Genomic DNA, 19,965 nt, shown 5'->3' on the forward strand with positions numbered 1-19,965 from the left:
CAAGCCGCAATGTGCTTATTCAAACCAGTGGGCGCGGGCGGCCATGATCAGCTTGCCGGCACGATCTTCAGTCATGCCTTCGATGTCGAGCAAATCATCAATTGATTGCTCTGCTAGGTCTTCGCGGCTGAGCACTCCGCGGACGGCTAGCTCAACGGCCAGCTCTTTGCTCATGCCCGTTAAGTCGAGCAAATCTTGCGCTGGTTGAACATCAGCCAGCTTTTCTTCCGTCGCAATTGCGCGCGTTAATAAACAGTTTTTGGCACGCGTACGCAACTCACTGACGATATCTTCATCGAATCCTTCGATGTTGAGCATCTCTTCCATAGGTACATAAGCCACTTCATCTAAACTGGTGAAGCCTTCATCAACTAGAATCTGTGCTAAGTCCTCATCCACTTCAAGGTCTCTAACAAAGAGCTGCAATAAATCACCCGTTTCTTCTTGCTGACGCGCCTGAATATCTTCTTGGCTCATCACGTTAAGCGTCCAGCCCGTCAGCTGCGAAGCGAGGCGAACGTTTTGACCACCACGGCCAATAGCTTGCGCCAGATTTTCTTGGGCAACGGCAATATCCATCGTATGTGAATCTTCATCAACGATGATGGCAACCACTTCAGCCGGCGACATGGCACTGATTACAAACTGTGCAGGATTATCATCCCACAGCACTATATCAACGCGCTCGCCACCTAACTCACTCGATACGGCTTGAACACGCGAACCGCGCATACCAATACAGGCACCTTGTGGATCAATACGTTTATCTTTAGAACGAACGGCTATTTTAGCACGTGAGCCAGGATCACGGGCAGCCGCCATAATTTCGATCAAACCTTCAGAAATTTCTGGAACTTCAATATTGAATAATTCCATAATCATTTCTGGGGCGGTACGCGACAGAATCAGTTGCGGACCACGGTTTTCTGAACGGATATCCTGTAACAATGCACGCACGCGCGCACCAACACGGAAGGTCTCGCGTGGAATAATGTCTTCGCGAGCTAAAATAGCTTCAGCGTTGTTACCCAGATCAACAATAATGTTGTCACGGGTAACTTTCTTAACCGTACCGAAAATAATCTCACCAAGCTTACTGCGGTACGCTTCAACAATTTGCGCGCGCTCAGCTTCACGTACTTTCTGTACGATCACCTGCTTAGCAGTTTGTGCAGCAATCCGACCAAACGCAATGGATTCGATTTTCTCTTCAATCACATCACCAACAGCTGGATTTTCAACACGCTTTTCAGCCATATCAATCGTCAGCTGGTGTGCTGGATCATCGAAATCAACTTCTTCAATCACCGTCCAGCGACGGAAGGTTTCATAATCGCCTGTCTGCGTGTCAATTGCCACGCGCAAGTCAACTTCATCTTCGTAGTTTTTCTTTGTTGCAGTCGCTAATGCTAACTCCAGCGCTTCGAAAATCACCGCTGGCGGAACGCCTTTTTCGTTAGAGACTGATTCAACAACCAGTAAAATTTCTTTGCTCATCGCATGCCTCGCCTTTCGCAAACCGTAAGAGTTGCGGAGTCCGTATTCTTATTCAAAGTTCGGAAGTATATTCGCTTTTTCAATCAGATCGATCGGCAGCAGGTACTCAAATTCACCCATCTGCACAACCACATCTTGATCTTCAACTGATCGAATCAGCCCTTGAAAATTGCGGCGCTCTTCAACTGGAGAACGCAACCTGATTTTTACCTGCTCACCCACAAAAGCAGCAAACTGCTCAAGGGTAAAGAGCGGCCGATCCATTCCAGGGGAGGAAACCTCCAGCGTATATTCAGAACTGATCGGATCTTCAACATCCATTACAGCGCTAAGTTGACGACTGACTGTTTCACAATCTTCAATTAAGATTCCATTGTCATGATCGATATAAACGCGCAGCACTGAGTGGCGACCTTGAGAAATATACTCAATGCCCCAGCACTTATAACCCAGTGCTTCAATCACTGGCGTCAATATGTCCTGCAACTGTTCCAGCTTGCTCGTCATCCGACCTCCAATGCATGCTGTAGAAATGAAAAATGGGCATAACGCCCATCAAAAAGTTTAAAATCTATCTATTAGACCTAATAAAAAGCCCCTTACTAGGGGCTCTTAATATGAACATTTGACATTTAAAAGCATATTAAACAACCATGCAGTCTAAATCCGATGAGGAATCTTACATCGCCCATCAGTTACAGTCAAGTGAACACAAACAAGACGACCCGCTTATAGAGCAGGTCACTTGATATATGGTACCGAGAAGGGGACTCGAACCCCTACAGCCTATGGCCACTACCACCTCAAGGTAGCGTGTCTACCAATTCCACCACCTCGGCAAAATTACTCTACATCAACAACAGGTACATCAGCTTCAGTTGCTTCACTTGCTTCACTTGCTTGGCTTTCGACTTGAGGAATGTCTCTAAGCACTTCTTGCTCCTGAGGCTTTACTTCTAACACAGCCGGATCAGGTAAACCCAACTGCGTAATAGTATTAGCACGGTCTTTTGCATAAAATGCCAGACCTAAACTTGTCGCAAAAAACACAGCAGCAAGAACTGCTGTAAAACGACTCAAAAAGTTACTTGAGCCTTGCGAGCCAAATACAGTACCTGAAGCGCCTGAACCAAATGAGGCACCAGCATCTGCACCCTTGCCCTGTTGAATCAGAACAAAACCCACAACACCAATTGCGACAACTAAGTGAACAATAATTATAACTGTTTCCAGCATTTTAGTTTCCCGCAGCGCGACATATCGCGCTAAATTCTTTTGCATTGAGGGAGGCTCCGCCTACCAACCCCCCATCGATATCTACTTGAGCAAATAACTCAGCAGCATTGGCGGCTTTAACACTACCGCCATATAAAATCTTTAAATCTTGCGCAACAGTTGCGCTGTATTTTGCCACATGTGCGCGTATTTGTGCATGTATTTCTTGCGCTTGCTCAGGTGTTGCCGTCAAACCACTGCCTATCGCCCATATTGGCTCATAAGCAATCACTGCATTATTGAAAACTTCAACACCCAACTCTACAAGAACCGCATCAATCTGGCGCTGCACTGTTACCAGAGCCTGCCCAGCTTCGCGCTCTGCAAGCGACTCACCCACACATAATATAGGTGTCAATCCAGCCGCTTGCGCTGCAATAAACTTGCGGCATATTACACTATCAGTTTCATCTTGCAACTGTCTTCTTTCAGAATGTCCGACTAGAACCATCGAACATCCGATATCTTTAAGCTGCAACGCCGAGGTTTCCCCAGTCATTGCGCCTTCTTCGAGCTGCACAGCACAATCTTGCGAACCGACGACAAGATGACTTTCAGCAACCTGAGCACCTACAGCTTGCAAATGAATCAAACCCGGAAACACTGCCACATCAACATCATCAGGCAATGCTTGCTCAGCTAACTCATTTAACAACTGTTTAATGCTGGCACAGGTACCATGCATTTTCCAATTACCAGCTACCAATGGGCGACGCATAGATAACCTCTTCGCTCAAAGTGGGCGCAGATATTACTCAAGCGCAAAAAAAGATGCAAGGTAAATCAACCACATACCGCTTCTACAACCTTAGCTAAGCGTTGTGCATGCAGTAAAACAACGGCTTCATCATCCCCCTCGACCATCACTCGCACCAATGGCTCAGTCCCTGACTTGCGCAACAAGACGCGTCCACGCCCAGCCATTGCCGCCGTGACATCATCACAAGCTGTTTGCACTTGCGAGTCACTGACAGGATCAACATCACCACTGCAGCGCACATTAATCAACGCCTGCGGAAACTTCTTCCACGCCAAACGCTCTTTAGCCAGACTCTGCCCACGACGACGTAAAGCTAATAACACCTGCAACGCAGCAATAATCGCGTCACCAGTGGTGGCGTGCTGCGCACAGAGTAGATGCCCTGAGTTCTCTCCACCCAGTACCCACTTGCGTTCTTGCATCTCAGCCATCACATAACGGTCACCAACTTTGGCGCGCACAAAAGGAATGCCGCGCTCTTTTAATGCCAGCTCAAGCCCCAGATTACTCATCAAGGTACCGACTACGCCAGTGCCTTCAGGCAAGCGATCACGCTCTTGAATATCGGTAGCAATGATATACAACAGCTCATCACCATCGACGATTGCACCGGTATGATCGACCATCTGTACGCGATCGCCATCACCATCAAAAGCAATGCCTAAATCCGCAGCATGTTCAACAACCGCTTTTTGCAACGGACCAAGGCACGTTGATCCGACACCGGCATTGATATTCAAGCCATCCGGCTGCGCAGCGGTGGTAATGACTTCGGCACCCAACTCACTAAACACACTCGGGGCCACTTTGTAGGTGGCACCATGTGCGCAATCGAGAACAATCTTCAGTCCAGAAAAATCGGTACTGGTGGGCACGCTACTTTTGCAGAACTCAATATAACGACCCGCGGCATCATTGACCCGCGACGCCTTACCGAGCTGCTCGGACTCGACCACCGTCATCGGCATATCAATCAGCTCTTCAATCATCATCTCGAGCTCGTCCGGCAATTTGGTACCACGCCCGGAGAAGAACTTAATGCCGTTATCGTGATGCGGATTATGCGAAGCACTGATTACAATCCCCGCCTCAGCATGAAAAGTACGCGCCAAGTACGCCACTGCAGGCGTGGGCATCGGACCTAACAGCATCACATCAGCGCCAGCCGCAGAGAGACCTGCCTGCAATGCTGATTCAAACATGTAGCCAGAAATACGTGTGTCTTTACCGACTAAAATCCGGCACTTGCCTTGCTTGCGAAATGCCATACCAGCAGCCCAGCCCAGCTTAAGCATAAACTCTGGCGTAATAGGATCTGTACCAACTCGGCCGCGAATACCATCGGTACCAAAATACTTTCTTGTCATTGCTTTATTCCTTTGCCGCGGACTGCACCGCATTAAATATGTTCAGCACATCCATGGTTTCTGCCACATCATGCACACGTAAAATTTTCGCTCCACGCTCCAGCGCCATTACTGCCAAAGCTAAACTGCCATATAAACGCTGATCAACGGTTTTCTGCAGCACAGCTCCGACCATGCTTTTACGCGACACCCCAATCAATAACGGGCACTGCAAGACATGCAGCTCAGGGAGACGCTTAAAAAGCTCGTAATTATGCTGGATATTTTTTGCAAAACCAAAGCCTGGATCAAGCACAATTCGCTCAGCGCTAATCCCCAGCGCTGCACAAGCAGCCATCCGTTCTTGCAGAAAGGCGACCACTTCAGCCGCCACATCATCGTAATACGGCTCATCTTGCATCGTCTGCGGCTCACCACGCATATGCATCAAACACACCGGCAAATGCGTCGTCGCCGCAGCTTCTAAGGCACCCTCGCGCTGTAAAGCACGCACATCATTAATCAGCCCCGCGCCTAAGTGTGCCGCTTCAATAATCACTGCGGGTGTTGAGGTATCAACCGAAATAATCACGTCGCTCTCACGCGCGATACGCTCCACTAAAGGCGCAACTCGATCAAGTTCTTGCTGAACACTGACAGGCGCAGCCCCGGGGCGCGTCGACTCACCACCAATATCAATAATACTGGCGCCAGCCGCCTGCATATCGACAGCACGGCGCAACGCAGCATCAAGGCTGTTATAACGACCGCCATCAGAGAATGAGTCTGGAGTGACATTCAGAATCCCCATAATATGAGGACGAGAAAGATCGAGGGTATGTTTACCGCAGCGTAAAACAGGATGTGCAGTAGCGCGCATAATCTGCCTTTTGGATCGATTAAAAAGGGCGCTATTAAGCGCCCGTTACAGTATTAATGCTCGCCAGCCGGTCCACCAATAGGTGCATCTGGCCTGTTCTTAGTGTCCGACTCTGGTTCTGGCTTTTGCTCTGCTTGTTCAACAGGCTTACCAGTCGACCCACCACCACTCCAGTCTTTCGGTTCACGCGGCTCACGACCGGACATAATGTCATCAATCTGATCGCTATCAATGGTTTCGTACTTCATTAAAGCCAGCGCCATTGCTTCAAGCTTATCGCGATTATCATGCAAAATCTTTGTCGCTGTGCCATAGCACTCATCAATGATGTCGCGAATTTCTTGGTCAATCAGTTTCGCTGTTTCACCCGAGACATGGCTAGCACCCCCGCCAGAACGACCTAAGTAGCTTTCGTTTTCATCTTCAGCGTAGAGCAAGGGCCCGAGTTTCTCGGATAAGCCCCACTTGGTCACCATATTCCGCGCCAATTGCGTGGCCCGCATAATATCGTTGGAAGCGCCTGTGGTCACGCCATCAAAGCCCAAGGTCATTTCTTCAGCGATACGGCCACCATACAGCGAGCAAATCTGACTGATCAAGCCACGCTTAGATAAGCTATAACGATCTTCTTCTGGCAAGAACATGGTCACACCTAAAGCACGACCACGAGGAATAATCGACACTTTGTAGACTGGATCATGCTCAGGAACCATGCGACCGACAATCGCATGACCAGCTTCGTGATAAGCAGTATTGAGCTTTTCTTTTTCCGACATCACCATCGATTTGCGCTCAGCGCCCATCATGATTTTATCTTTAGCCAACTCAAACTCGCGCATAGTGACTAAGCGACTATCGGAACGCGCGGCAAACAACGCTGCCTCGTTAACCAAGTTAGCCAAATCAGCACCCGAGAAACCCGGCGTACCACGCGCAATCACTGCTGCATCGACATCATCATGCAACGGCACTTTGCGCATATGCACTTGCAGAATCTGCTCACGACCACGAATATCCGGCAAGCCCACCACAACTTGGCGGTCAAAACGACCCGGACGCAACAAAGCAGGGTCCAATACATCGGGACGGTTGGTGGCAGCAATCACGATAACGCCGTCATTGTCTTCAAAACCATCCATCTCAACCAACAACTGGTTCAGCGTTTGTTCACGCTCATCATTACCACCACCCATACCGGCGCCACGATGACGACCGACCGCATCAATTTCATCAATAAAGATAATGCACGGTGCGTGTTTTTTAGCTTGTTCAAACATGTCGCGCACCCGTGAGGCACCGACACCAACAAACATTTCCACAAAGTCAGAACCAGAAATAGTAAAGAACGGCACTTTCGCTTCACCAGCAATTGCTTTAGCGAGCAACGTTTTACCCGTACCGGGCTGTCCTACCATTAATACGCCACGCGGAATCTTACCGCCCAAACGCTGAAAGCGGCTTGGATCGCGCAAGAACTCAACGATCTCACCCACTTCCTCTTTAGCTTCATCACAACCCGCCACATCAGCTAAGGTCGTTTTGATCTGATCTTCAGCCATCAAGCGCGCTTTGCTTTTACCAAAGCTCATCGGCCCGCCTTTGCCACCCGCGCCGCCTTGCATTTGACGCATAAAGAACATCACAACCGCTAAAATAATCAAGATGGGGAAGCTTGCTACTAATAGCTGCATCCACATACTTTGACGTTCAGGCTGCTTACCAACAATACTCACGTTATTATCAATCAAATCGCCCATCAAGCCATTATCTTGAATCGCTGGACGTACAGTTTCAAAGACACTGCCATCAGCACGTTTACCGCTGATAATAAAACCATCGACTGTCACTTGTTGTACGCGACCCGTCTTCACCTCTTCAATAAAGGTGCTGTAGTTCAATTTGCCCGTTTCACCTTGCGAGGAAAAGTTGTTCATTACTGTCACTAAGACAGCAGCGATAACTAACCACATAAGTAGGTTTTTAGTCATATCATTCACTTCTATATACCCTCTGCTGCAGCAAACGCAACAAATACGTAATTACATACAACAAACTTACTACACATTGAGGCTCTGCGTATGTTTGTCCTGTAACAATACATTTAAACACGTCAGTTAAGCATCTTCATCAATTGCATGCATACCCCGTGCTAACAAATACTGCTCACGCGAACGGTCGCGTGATGAAGTTGGCTTGCGCATCTGTACTTTTTCAAAACGACTGCGCACATCACGTAAATACTCATCAAAGCCGTCACCGTGGAATATTTTAATTAAAAAATCACCACCTGGACGCAAGACCTTAGACGCCAGATCCAGAGCCAGTTCACATAAATACATTGCCGCGGCTTGATCGGCAGTACGTATCCCACTCATATTGGGGGCCATATCGGAAATAACAAGGTCTACCGGCCGATTTCCGACTGCATCCATGATTTCATTAAAGACCCGCTGCTCGGTGAAATCGCCTTCAATAAAGGTGACATCGGCAATCGCTGACATCGGCAAAATATCAGAGGCGATTAAGGTGCCTTGGTCGCCAATCACGCGACTGGTCACCTGTGACCAACCGCCTGGCGCACTGCCTAAGTCAATCACCGTCATACCCGGACGTAAAATGCGATCCTTTTCTTGAACTTCTAATAATTTATAACTGGCTCGCGAACGGTAGCCGTCTTTTTGCGCCATTTTTACAAATGGATCATCAAAATGTTCTTTTAACCAACGCGAACTGCTTTTAGATCGAGCCACAGAATACCTCTTAAGCTTCAGGTCAGGTAAACTACCCGCCTTCATTCATGTTACGACTCAGAGGTCGATTATGTCGCTCACACAAGAGCAAAAGAAACAGTTTAAATCCATCGGCCATCACTTAAAGCCGATTGTTACGATTGCTGACAACGGTTTAACCGAAGGCGTACTGGCCGAGTTAGACCGCGCACTCAATGATCACGAACTTATTAAAATCCAATTGCGTCTTGCTGAGCGCGACGACCGCATAGCGATCGTTACTGAGTTATGCCAAAAAAGCAGTAGCATTTTGGTCCAAAGCATCGGCAAAGTAGCGCTTATCTACCGCAAAAATCCGCAACCGAACAAAAACCTATCCAACGTATTACGCTACAACGTGTAATTTAAGCAATAATTATCCAGCCATAAGCACTGTTTATAGGCTTATGACTGGATGATTCACAGGCGCCGGCTGCACAACCAATAACAATCCGCACAAACCCAACGCCAAATAACTGTAAATCAACCAATACTGGGCACTCGGCCAGAGCGCTTGACTGATAAAAAAACTGCATGACAGCGCTATTGCAGTCAGCAGCAACTGACCACGCAGATCCCTAACTAATCGTTTAACAGGCATCGTTTGCTTCAGCACTAACAGCTGCAACAGCACACACACCAAAGCCAAGCCCACCAGCAAAGGCCGCAGATAGTCCGCGACCTCCTGCACCAGTAAGCTTGAGAACCCCAGCTTTTCTAATGCCGCCAGCAGAACAAAGTGCATCATCCAAATACCACCCACCCAAAATACTTGAGCCAGTTGCCAAGTCACGGCACCCGCACGCAGTGGCGTTGTACTAGATATGGCGCACCTCAACGATTTCATACTCGATCAAACCGCCAGGCGTATGCACGACAACCACATCACCTTCTTCTTTGCCCACTAAACCACGGGCAATCGGCGAAGTCACAGAGATTTTACCCTGCTTTAGATCGGCTTCATCTTCGCCAACAATTTGATAGGTTACCGTCTCATCGGTTTCAACGTTAACGATATCAACCGTTGTGCCAAAAAAGACTTTTCCAGAGTATGGAATAGTAGTCACATCAATAATCTGCGCACCAGAAAGACGCCCTTCGATATCACGAATACGCGCCTCGCTCATACCTTGCTGCTCACGCGCCGCATGGTATTCAGCGTTTTCTTTTAAGTCGCCCAATTCACGTGCGGTGGCAATATCCGCAGTAATTTTTGGACGCATTACGGTTTTCAGATGTTTGAGTTCTTCCTCCAAAGCGCGAGCGCCTTGGAGTGTCATTGGATATTTAGTCACGCATTAATTCCTGAATGCAAGTCCTGCAAACGACGCACGGTCTTTTCTGGACCGAATTTAAGCGCCTCGCATACTGCCTGACCGCCCGCTAAGGTGGTGGTGAAGTAGATTTTGCGTTGCAGAGCGTTTCGACGAATCGAGAATGAGTCAGCAATAGACTGACGCCCCTCGGTGGTATTAATCACTAAAGTCACTTCATCATTCTTGATCATATCAACAATGTGCGGACGACCTTCAGTTACTTTATTCACACGACGTACCGCTAGGCCCGCCGCTTCAATGATTTTTGCAGTACCAGCAGTCGCTACGACACTGAAACCTAAATCTATCAAATCGCGTGCGAGATCGGCAGCAAAAGGTTTATCGTCTTCACGCACACTGATAAATGCACAGCCGCTAGTCGGTAACACTTCGCCTGCGCCCATTTGTGCTTTAGCAAAGGCTTCAGCAAAACTGTCGCCGACGCCCATCACTTCACCCGTTGATTTCATCTCTGGGCCGAGGATCGTATCAACACCAGGGAATTTAGCAAATGGGAACACCGCTTCTTTAACACTAAAGAATGGCGGAATGATCTCTTTGGTGAAGTTCAGTTCGGTTAATGTTTTACCCGCCATCACTCGCGCTGCTACTTTGGCTAACGACTGACCAATGCACTTTGACACAAAAGGTACGGTACGTGAGGCACGTGGATTGACTTCAATCACGTAAATATCTTCACCCTGTACTGCCATTTGCACGTTCATCAAACCTAACACGCCAAGCTCAAGCGCCATACGACTGACTTGATCACGAATCTTATCTTGGATGTGTGCAGGCAATGAATATGGCGGCAATGAACAGGCTGAGTCACCAGAGTGCACGCCCGCTTGCTCAATGTGCTGCATAATCGCGCCAATCACGACGATTTCGCCATCACAGACCGCATCAATATCAACTTCAATCGCGCTGTTGAGGAAGTGATCAAGCAACACAGGACTGTCATTCGATACTTGTACTGCTTCACGCATATAACGACGCAATTCTTCTTCGTCATAGACGATTTCCATCGCACGACCACCCAATACATAGGACGGACGCACCACCAACGGATAACCAATGTCTTTCGAAGCGGCAAGCGCTTCTTCTTCACTGCGCGCAGTAGCGTTTTGAGGCTGCAGTAAGCCTAAACGCTGCACCATCTGCTGGAAGCGCTCACGGTCTTCGGCACGGTCGATTGAATCTGGGCTGGTACCAATAATAGGTACGCCCGCTTCTTCTAACGCACGGCAGATTTTCAGTGGTGTTTGTCCACCGTACTGCACGATCACGCCGACGGGCTTTTCGACACGTACGATTTCTAATACGTCTTCTAAGGTCACTGGCTCAAAGTACAGACGATCAGAGATGTCGTAGTCAGTTGATACTGTTTCTGGGTTGCAGTTGATCATGATGGTTTCATAGCCATCCTCACGCAACGCCAACGCCGCATGTACACAGCAATAGTCAAATTCAATACCCTGACCAATGCGGTTCGGGCCACCACCTAAGATCATAATCTTATCGCGGCTGCTCGGTCTGGCTTCACACTCTTCTTCGTAGGTGGAATACATATACGCCGTATCAGTCGCAAACTCACCAGCACAGGTATCGACACGCTTGTACACCGGGAAGATATTCAACTGATGACGACGGCTACGAATATTCTTCTCAGATACGCCTAGCAGTGTCGCTAAACGCGCATCACTGAAGCCTTTACGCTTCAGTTTGTACATCTGCACTGCATCAATTTCAGCTAAACCAACGGTTTTTAGACGCTCAGCCTCGAGGACTAAGTCTTCCATTTGCACGAGGAACCAATGGTCGATTTTGGTCAACTCATAGATTTCATCACGAGTCATACCAAAACGCATCGCATCAGCCACATACCAAATACGCTCAGCACCTGGCACCGTCAGCTCGCGACGTAAAATGCTGGCCGCTTCGGGGTTATTCAAATCAAGAATAGGGTCGAGGCCATTGACGCCCACTTCGAGACCACGCAAAGCTTTTTGCAGAGACTCTTGGAAAGTACGACCAATTGCCATCACTTCACCGACAGATTTCATCTGTGTGGTTAAACGTGCATCGGCTTTCGGGAATTTCTCAAAAGCAAAACGTGGAATCTTGGTCACCACATAGTCAATCGATGGCTCAAACGATGCGGGGGTACGACCACCAGTGATATCGTTTTTCAACTCATCCAGAGTGTAACCTACAGCTAATTTTGCTGCGATTTTAGCAATCGGGAAACCAGTCGCTTTCGACGCTAAGGCGGATGAGCGTGAGACCCGTGGGTTCATCTCAATCACCACCATACGACCATCTTTTGGATCAATACCAAACTGTACGTTGGAACCACCGCTCTCGACGCCAATCTCACGCATCACCGCCAAAGAGGCGTCGCGCATGATTTGGTATTCTTTGTCGGTCAGGGTTTGCGCTGGAGCTACGGTGATGGAGTCACCAGTGTGCACGCCCATAGGGTCAAAGTTTTCAATGGAGCAGACAATAATGCAGTTGTCATTTTTGTCGCGTACCACTTCCATTTCGAACTCTTTCCAACCGATGAGTGACTCATCAATCAACAGCTCTTTAGTCGGCGACAAATCTAAACCGCGGGTACAAATCTCTTCAAACTCTTCACGGTTGTAAGCAATACCGCCACCGGTGCCGCCCATGGTGAAACTTGGACGGATAATGCAGGGGAAGCCAACGTCGCTTTGAACTTTGTACGCCTCTTCCATATTGTGCGCGATACCAGAACGCGGACAGGCCAAACCAATCGAGCGCATGGCTTTGTCAAAACGTGAACGGTCTTCGGCTTTATCAATGGTGTCTGCATTGGCGCCAATCATTTCTACGCCAAACTTCTCGAGAACACCTTCACGCTCTAAATCTAATGCGCAGTTCAGTGCTGTTTGTCCGCCCATGGTGGGCAGCAATGCATCTGGGCGTTCTTTTTCAATAATTTTTGCGACGGTTTCCCACTTAATCGGTTCGATATAGGTGGCATCGGCCATGGCAGGGTCAGTCATGATGGTGGCTGGGTTAGAGTTAACCAAAATGACTCGGTAACCTTCTTCGCGCAACGCCTTACACGCCTGCGCGCCAGAGTAGTCAAACTCACACGCTTGACCAATAACAATGGGACCGGCGCCGATGATAAGGATGCTTTTAATATCTGTGCGTTTTGGCATGGGATTCTCGTAATATTAGGACAAGGTTGCGGTGGCCAGCTTCACGCCAAAGCCGACAAACATGGCGCCCACTCCACTTAATGCGCCGGTTGCCAAGCGTTGTCGCTGGCGAAACCATTGCGCTAAGCGAGCGCCGGTAAAAATCAATAGACTCAGATAAATTCCGCTAATCAACTGCAGAATCAATCCCAGTACTAAAAACGATACACCAGGATGGGCGTAACCTGGGTCAACGAACTGGATAAAGAATGAGACAAAAAACAAAATCGCTTTCGGGTTGGTGATGCTCAGCAAAAAAGCTTTACGCAGGGGGTTCTGAGCTGGTTTTATCTGCTGTATGGCCTCAACAGTCGCCGCTGTACGCTGTGTTGAGCGCCATGCCGAAACTAGCATATTAACGCCCAACCAGCACAAGTAAGCGGCGCCGAGGTACTTTAGCGCGATAAAGAACATCGGTTCAGTCCGCAACAGTGAAGCAATGCCAATTGCCGATAACAGCATCAACACCGTATCACCTAAGAACACACCACCGGCCGCTTGATAGCCTGCAGCAATGCCACGCTGGGCGGCTGTTGCCAGCACAAACAAAGAGTTTGGCCCCGGCAACAACACAATAAACACTGTGCCTAGAACATAAGTCCACAGATCAGTGATTCCCAAGCTCGGCAACATAGCAAACGACCCTTAACTACGCGCTGCCATACTGGCAACAAAGCGATCAAACAAAGAGCTGACATCATTGGGACCAGGGCTCGCCTCGGGGTGGCCTTGGAAACCAAAGGCCTCTTTATCCGTGCGCTCAATACCTTGTAAGGTCTGGTCAAATAATGACACATGAGTTGCCACTAAGTTATCGGGCAAACTGTCTTTATCCACCGCAAAGCCATGGTTCTGACTGGTAATCATCACCATACCAGTTTTTAGATCGTGCACCGGGTGGTTAGCACCGTGATGACCGTTAACCATTTTCATCGTGCGCGCGCCAGAAGCTAAAGCGAGCAACTGATGTCCTAAACAGATACCGAAGACAGGAATGTCTGTTTGTAGAATCTCTTTAATCGCGCTGATCGCATAATCACAAGGCTCTGGATCGCCTGGGCCATTGGATAAGAACACACCATCAGGATTCATCGCTAACACTTCGCTAGCAGGCGTTTGCGCAGGCACCACGGTTAAACGGCAACCGCGCGCAACCAAGACCTGTAGAATATTACGCTTCACCCCGTAGTCATACACCACCACGTGGTAGGGCAATTGACCGGCTTGAATCTCAGGATGACTGTCAGTAATCAGCTGCCAAGGGGCTGAACGCCACTCGTACATTTTCTCAGTGCTAACTTCTTGGGCTAAATCTAAGCCTTGCAAGCCAGAAAAACCGCGAGCCAATTCTAGCGCGCGCTCTTCAGTCGCATCGTCACCGGCGAGAACACAACCGCTTTGCGCACCTGTTTCACGCAAAATACGCGTTAAGCGTCGAGTATCAATGCCGGCAATCGCGACAATTTTATTGTCCTTTAAGTATTCACCTAAAGGCTGCTTATCGCGCCAACTGCTCGATAGCAAAGGCAGGTCACGAATAATTAATCCTGCTGCCCAGACCCGGTTCGATTCTGCATCTTCAGGTGTGGTGCCGGTATTACCGATATGTGGGTAAGTTAACGCTACCAACTGACGAGCATAGGATGGGTCTGTAAGAATTTCCTGATAGCCGGTCATGGCAGTGTTAAAGACCACCTCACCAACGGTTTGACCGTCAATTCCAATGGCTTCGCCGCGAAAAATGCTGCCGTCAGCAAGGGCGAGTATGGCTGGCTTAGTCAAGAAGACCTCCCGTAATTAAGACTTAGTATGCACACATTTTTTTCGCAAAAAAGCGGAATGACGTGAGTTGACATCATTCCGCTTTTTATGAATTCATCTGGGCGCACTTCGAGTGGATACACTAGAGAAGGATTGTACTGGTTTTTTTTAAAAACCGAAAGCAAACAAACCGATCAATGTAAGTCGAGCACATCTTGCATGTCATACAAGCCTACTGACCGACCTTCCAGCCACTGCACAGAACGTACTGCACCCTTAGCAAAAGTCATGCGGCTAGAGGCTTTATGAGTGATTTCCACCCGCTCACCATCAGCAGCAAACAACACCGTATGATCACCGACCACATCACCGGCTCGCACGGTAGCAAAACCAATGGTTTCACGTTGACGTGCACCAGTTTGGCCTTCGCGACCATAAACGGCGACATCAGCCAGATTACGACCTAAGGCAGACGCAACCACCTCACCCATGCGCAACGCGGTACCTGACGGCGCATCCACTTTATGACGGTGATGGGCTTCAATAATCTCGATATCCGCATCATCGCCCAACACCCGCGCCGCGGTATCCAGCAATTTTAAGCACAGGTTAACTCCGACACTAAAGTTAGCGGCAAACACAATAGCAATCTCTTGCCCAGCGTCTTGCAACAATTGACGCTCAGCCTCAGTAAAACCTGTGGTACCAATCACCATGGCTTTGCCAGCTTTACGGCAGACATCCAGGTTATGCAAAGTCACCGACGGGTGCGTGAAGTCAATCAGTACATCAAATTGCTCCAACACGCTGGATAAGTCGCCGACCAAGTTCACCCCGATTCGACCCAATCCGGCTAACTCACCGACATCGGCACCAATCAAGCTGCTGTCGGCACGATCAATCGCTGCAGTCAACTGCAAGGCAGGCACCATGCGCACCGCTTCAATTAATGTTTTACCCATGCGCCCTGCGGCACCTACCACTGCAACTCGAAGCATCGTCATTCTTCCAAGCTAGTTAAAGTGAATCATGCTGCGCTGGATCAGCAGCGCAGCTCTGCACGCTTATTACAGCACAGTTACAGCACAGTTACAGGTCACCAAAAAAACGTTTTACGCCTTCGAACCAACTACTTTTTTTTGGCGAATGTGAATCGTTGCCCTGTAAACTGACGCGAAACTCTTCCAACAATTCGCGCTGACGCTTATCGAGTTTAACTGGCGTTTCTACCGCGACACGGCACATTAAATCACCAACACCGCCGCCACGCACTGGGGTTACGCCCTTGCCACGCAAACGGAATAATTTATTGGTTTGCGTCCCTTCAGGAATCTTCAGTTTAACGCGCCCACCTAAGGTTGGCACTTCCAACTCACCACCTAAAGCCGCATCAGCAAAACTTATCGGTACTTCACAATACAGATCGCGACCATCACGCTGGAAAATGGCATGCGGACGGACATTGACCACCACATACAAATCACCGGCTGGACCGCCCATAGCACCAGCTTCACCTTCGCCTGTTAAACGAATACGGTCTCCGGTATCAACACCGGCGGGCACTTTAACGGAGAGGGTTTTTTCTTCTTCAACGCGGCCTTGCCCATGACAATCACCACAGGGGTCAGTGACCATTTTGCCTGAGCCATGGCAACGCGGACAGGTTTGCTGTACGGCAAAGAAACCTTGCTGCATGCGCACTTGGCCCACGCCATTACAGGTGGTACAGGTGACAGGACTGGTGCCTTTTTTCGCGCCAGAGCCTTTACAGGTTTTACAATCCGCCAAGGTTGGCACACGGATACTGACCGTGGTGCCACGTACCGCTTCTTCTAAGTCCAGCTCCATGGTGTAGCGTAAGTCACTGCCACGCTGCGGGCCGCCACGACCACCACCGCCGCCAAAGAAGTCGCTGAATACATCACCGAAGACATCGGAGAAATTGCCACCACCACCGAAACCACCGCCACCCATTTGTGGGTCAACGCCAGCGTGACCATGACGATCATAGGCTGCACGCTTATCTTCATCAGATAAGATTTCGTAGGCTTCGTTGGCTTCTTTAAATTTATCTTCTGCATCTTTATCATCCGGATTACGATCCGGGTGAAACTTCATCGCTAGTCGACGATAGGCTTTTTTCAGCTCTGCCGCACTTGCATCGCGCTCAGCACCAAGCACTTCGTAATAATCACGCTTTGCCATAACTCTTTTAACTCCGGATTCTGACCTGCCAGACACACCAACGCGGGAGCAAGTCCCGCGTGGCGAATCGTTACTGCATCACCCGAGGGTCATCTGCAGGGCTTAGATTTATAGGATTACTTGTTATCAGTATCCTTAACCTCTTCAAACTCAGCATCAACGACATCGTCAGCATCGTTATCTTGTCCTGCGTCTGCAGAAGGCTGAGCCTGCTCGGCCTGTTCAGCGTACATTTTCTGTGCAACGGGGGCGCTGGCCTGTGAAAGCGCTTCAACTTTCGCGTCAATCTCAGCTTTATCGTCACCTTTAATCGCCACTTCAAGCTCAGCTAAGGCCGCTTCAATAGCCGTTTTTTCTTCTTCAGTGACTTTATCACCCGCTTCAACAATCATTTTGCGAGTCGAGTGCACCAACTGATCACCTTGGTTGCGCGCCGTTGCCAGCTCTTCAAATTTACGATCTTCATCAGCATGCGCTTCAGCGTCACGAACCATTTGATCAACTTCTTCATCACTTAAACCGGAGTTGGCTTTAATAACGATCGACTGCTCTTTACCTGTGGCTTTATCTTTCGCCGACACGTTAAGGATACCATTGGCATCAATATCAAAGGTCACTTCAATTTGTGGCACACCGCGTTGTGCTGGCGGAATGTCGGACAAGTCAAAACGACCGAGTGATTTATTCGTCGCAGCTTGCTTACGCTCACCTTGCAGCACGTGAATGGTCACAGCATTCTGGTTGTCATCGGCGGTTGAGAACACTTGTGATTTCTTGGTAGGAATCGTGGTGTTTTTCTCAATCAGCGCCGTCATAATACCGCCCATGGTTTCAATACCAAGGGTCAGCGGACTCACGTCAAGCAGCAGAACATCTTTGACATCACCTGACAATACCGCACCTTGAATCGCAGCACCCATGGCCACTGCTTCATCAGGGTTAACGTCTTTACGTGGCTCTTTCTTAAAGAACTCAGTGACCGCTTTCTGTACCAATGGCATACGCGTCTGGCCACCGACCAAGATCACATCATTGATTGCGCTGACATCAATACCCGCATCTTTCAAGGCAATACGGCATGGCTCAAGGGTACGCTCAACTAACTCACCCACCAGACCTTCAAGCTTGGCACGAGTAATTACAATATTAAGGTGCTTAGGACCGCTCGCATCAGCCGTGATGTACGGCAAGTTAACGTCAGTTTGTTGCGCTGAAGATAACTCAATTTTTGCTTTTTCAGCCGCTTCTTTTAGACGCTGCATGGCCAATGGATCACCTTTAAGATCCATACCACTGTCTTTTTTGAACTGCGCAACTAAATCATTGATCAGTAGGTTATCGAAGTCTTCACCACCGAGGAAGGTATCACCATTGGTCGCCAACACTTCAAACTGATGCTCGCCATCGACTTCAGCAATTTCAATCACTGACACGTCAAAAGTACCGCCACCCAAGTCATAAACGATAACAGTGTGATCGCCTTTGGCTTTATCCATACCGTAGGCCAATGCTGCCGCAGTTGGCTCGTTAATGATGCGCTTAACATCAAGACCAGCAATACGACCCGCATCTTTAGTGGCTTGACGCTGACTGTCGTTAAAGTACGCAGGAACAGTTACGACTGCTTCTGTGACGGGCTCACCGAGGTAATCTTCGGCCGTCTTTTTCATTTTTTTCAACACTTCCGCAGAAATTTGCGGTGGCGCCATTTTCTCGCCTTTGACTTCAACCCAAGCATCACCATTGTCTGCTTTGGCAATTTTATAAGGCACCATCTGAATGTCTTTTTGCACAACGTCTTCATCAAAACGACGACCAATCAGACGCTTAACTGCATAGAGCGTGTTATGCGGATTGGTAACAGCCTGACGCTTAGCCGCTTGACCGACGAGAATTTCACCATCATTGGTGTAAGCAATGATGGATGGCGTGGTACGTCCACCTTCAGCGTTCTCAAGGATCTTAGCAACGCCGTTTTCCATAACAGATACACATGAGTTGGTGGTACCCAAGTCAATGCCGATAATTCTACCCATTTTAAATCTCCTAAATTCTGGATCATTCACAGCAATACGCTGGACTGACTAAACACTTAATAACTTATTTAACTAATAGATGGGGCTGCAAGTAAAAATTTCAAGCCTGCTCATCAATTTTTACTGGCGGCTCACTCGGCGCTTTACTGACGACTACCATTGCTGGGCGCAGTAAACGGCCATTCATCACGTATCCACACTGAAAAACCTTAAGAACACTGTTAGGCTCAGCATGGGTGCTCTCTTCCATCGCCATCGCTTGATGTTGTTCTGGATTAAACGGCTCACCTTGCGGATCAACACGTTCTACCTGAAAGCGCTTCAGGGTGTCTAAAAAAAGCTTATAAGTCAGTTCCATACCTTCACGCATCGGACGAATGCTTTCATCCGTAGGGTCAGACACTTCAAGACCACGCTCAAGACTGTCGGCGACAGCTAACAAATCGGTAGCAAACTTTTCTAAGGCGAACTTATGCGCTTTTTCAATATCTTGCTCGGCACGACGACGAATATTTTGTGCTTCAGCCGCTGCACGCAAGCTATTCTCTTGCGCTCCCGCCAACTGATCTTCCAACTCAGCAATACGCTGCTCGGCTGTATCTGCTGAGCCAGTTTCTGCGTTACGCTCTGCAGCGTGTAAGTCAGACGATTGCTCGTCCAAGGTTTGCTCGTCAGTCATGGCACCCTCCTCAACAAAATGATGCAGGCGAGTTACCTGCGCTATGTCTGCTATATGGGGCTGACTGCTTTAACTTCAAGCGTTAAAGCAGAATTTTATTAATTTGCTCAGTGTTTTTTCTGATTAAGCGGCGAGCATAGCGGTTATAATTTAACCAACACGCTGACCGACTGTCGGTTTTACCGCCAATAAAGCAAAAAAATAGC

At 48.7% G+C, this 19,965-nt stretch carries 18 protein-coding genes and 1 tRNA gene; 1 reads left to right on the forward strand and 18 read right to left on the reverse strand.

The features are described from left to right. Positions 1-15: 15 nt before the first annotated feature. From nusA to rlmE, 9 genes are all read right to left on the reverse strand, one after another. Entirely contained in the window at positions 16-1,497 is a 1,482-nt protein-coding gene (nusA, locus tag JYJ62_RS04435) for a transcription termination factor NusA (protein ID WP_205340997.1), read from the reverse strand. Positions 1,498-1,545: 48 nt separating this feature from the next. Further along, positions 1,546-2,004, reverse strand: coding sequence for a ribosome maturation factor RimP (gene rimP, locus JYJ62_RS04440; protein ID WP_205340998.1), 459 nt, complete (start codon positions 2,002-2,004; stop codon positions 1,546-1,548). A gap of 246 nt (positions 2,005-2,250) precedes the next feature. After that, a tRNA-Leu gene (locus JYJ62_RS04445) sits at positions 2,251-2,336 on the reverse strand. A gap of 4 nt (positions 2,337-2,340) precedes the next feature. Further along, positions 2,341-2,733: a preprotein translocase subunit SecG gene (secG, locus tag JYJ62_RS04450; RefSeq protein ID WP_205341314.1), complete on the reverse strand. Its 393-nt coding sequence runs from the start codon at positions 2,731-2,733 to the stop codon at positions 2,341-2,343. Position 2,734: 1 nt separating this feature from the next. Beyond that, the gene (gene tpiA / locus JYJ62_RS04455; RefSeq protein WP_205340999.1) at positions 2,735-3,490 is read right to left on the reverse strand and encodes a triose-phosphate isomerase; all 756 of its coding nucleotides are present in this window, start codon (positions 3,488-3,490) and stop codon (positions 2,735-2,737) included. Positions 3,491-3,555: 65 nt separating this feature from the next. Next, the gene (glmM, locus tag JYJ62_RS04460; protein WP_205341000.1) at positions 3,556-4,899 is read right to left on the reverse strand and encodes a phosphoglucosamine mutase; all 1,344 of its coding nucleotides are present in this window, start codon (positions 4,897-4,899) and stop codon (positions 3,556-3,558) included. Positions 4,900-4,903: 4 nt separating this feature from the next. Further along, positions 4,904-5,758 carry a dihydropteroate synthase gene (gene folP / locus JYJ62_RS04465; RefSeq protein ID WP_205341001.1) on the reverse strand — a complete coding sequence of 285 codons (855 nt, stop codon included), beginning with the start codon at positions 5,756-5,758 and terminating at the stop codon, positions 4,904-4,906. Positions 5,759-5,811: 53 nt separating this feature from the next. After that, on the reverse strand, positions 5,812-7,746 hold the full coding sequence (gene ftsH / locus JYJ62_RS04470) for an ATP-dependent zinc metalloprotease FtsH (protein WP_205341002.1): 1,935 nt from the start codon (positions 7,744-7,746) through the stop codon (positions 5,812-5,814). 126 nt (positions 7,747-7,872) lie between these two features. Beyond that, positions 7,873-8,508 (reverse strand): 23S rRNA (uridine(2552)-2'-O)-methyltransferase RlmE, encoded by a 636-nt coding sequence (gene rlmE / locus JYJ62_RS04475; protein WP_205341003.1) that lies wholly within the window; start codon positions 8,506-8,508, stop codon positions 7,873-7,875. Between the two features lie 70 nt (positions 8,509-8,578). Here rlmE and yhbY point away from each other — a divergent pair, with 70 nt between their 5' ends. After that, positions 8,579-8,890: a ribosome assembly RNA-binding protein YhbY gene (gene yhbY / locus JYJ62_RS04480; protein WP_205341004.1), complete on the forward strand. Its 312-nt coding sequence runs from the start codon at positions 8,579-8,581 to the stop codon at positions 8,888-8,890. A 33-nt stretch (positions 8,891-8,923) separates the two neighbouring features. Here yhbY and JYJ62_RS04485 read toward each other — a convergent pair whose 3' ends face one another. From JYJ62_RS04485 to grpE, 9 genes are all read right to left on the reverse strand, one after another. Further along, positions 8,924-9,373, reverse strand: coding sequence for a DUF4149 domain-containing protein (locus tag JYJ62_RS04485; RefSeq protein WP_205341005.1), 450 nt, complete (start codon positions 9,371-9,373; stop codon positions 8,924-8,926). Next, the gene (greA, locus tag JYJ62_RS04490) at positions 9,345-9,821 is read right to left on the reverse strand and encodes a transcription elongation factor GreA (RefSeq protein WP_205341006.1); all 477 of its coding nucleotides are present in this window, start codon (positions 9,819-9,821) and stop codon (positions 9,345-9,347) included. Before greA ends, JYJ62_RS04485 begins: the two co-directional genes overlap by 29 nt. Then, entirely contained in the window at positions 9,818-13,039 is a 3,222-nt protein-coding gene (carB, locus tag JYJ62_RS04495) for a carbamoyl-phosphate synthase large subunit (RefSeq protein WP_205341007.1), read from the reverse strand. Before carB ends, greA begins: the two co-directional genes overlap by 4 nt. Positions 13,040-13,054: 15 nt before the next feature. Then, entirely contained in the window at positions 13,055-13,708 is a 654-nt protein-coding gene (gene leuE / locus JYJ62_RS04500; protein ID WP_232365727.1) for a leucine efflux protein LeuE, read from the reverse strand. Between the two features lie 15 nt (positions 13,709-13,723). After that, the gene (carA, locus tag JYJ62_RS04505; protein ID WP_205341009.1) at positions 13,724-14,860 is read right to left on the reverse strand and encodes a glutamine-hydrolyzing carbamoyl-phosphate synthase small subunit; all 1,137 of its coding nucleotides are present in this window, start codon (positions 14,858-14,860) and stop codon (positions 13,724-13,726) included. 173 nt (positions 14,861-15,033) lie between these two features. Further along, positions 15,034-15,837, reverse strand: a complete 804-nt coding sequence (dapB, locus tag JYJ62_RS04510; protein ID WP_205341010.1) for a 4-hydroxy-tetrahydrodipicolinate reductase — start codon at positions 15,835-15,837, stop codon at positions 15,034-15,036. Between the two features lie 91 nt (positions 15,838-15,928). After that, positions 15,929-17,044 (reverse strand): molecular chaperone DnaJ, encoded by a 1,116-nt coding sequence (dnaJ, locus tag JYJ62_RS04515; RefSeq protein ID WP_205341011.1) that lies wholly within the window; start codon positions 17,042-17,044, stop codon positions 15,929-15,931. Positions 17,045-17,160: 116 nt separating this feature from the next. Next, positions 17,161-19,080 carry a molecular chaperone DnaK gene (gene dnaK / locus JYJ62_RS04520; protein ID WP_205341012.1) on the reverse strand — a complete coding sequence of 640 codons (1,920 nt, stop codon included), beginning with the start codon at positions 19,078-19,080 and terminating at the stop codon, positions 17,161-17,163. Positions 19,081-19,180: 100 nt separating this feature from the next. Then, a complete protein-coding gene (grpE, locus tag JYJ62_RS04525; RefSeq protein ID WP_205341013.1) occupies positions 19,181-19,759 on the reverse strand; it encodes a nucleotide exchange factor GrpE in 579 nt (192 codons plus the stop codon). Positions 19,760-19,965 lie beyond the last annotated feature (206 nt).

Source organism: Denitrificimonas caeni (assembly GCF_905120345.1).
GTDB classification, from domain to species: domain Bacteria; phylum Pseudomonadota; class Gammaproteobacteria; order Pseudomonadales; family Pseudomonadaceae; genus Denitrificimonas; species Denitrificimonas caeni_A.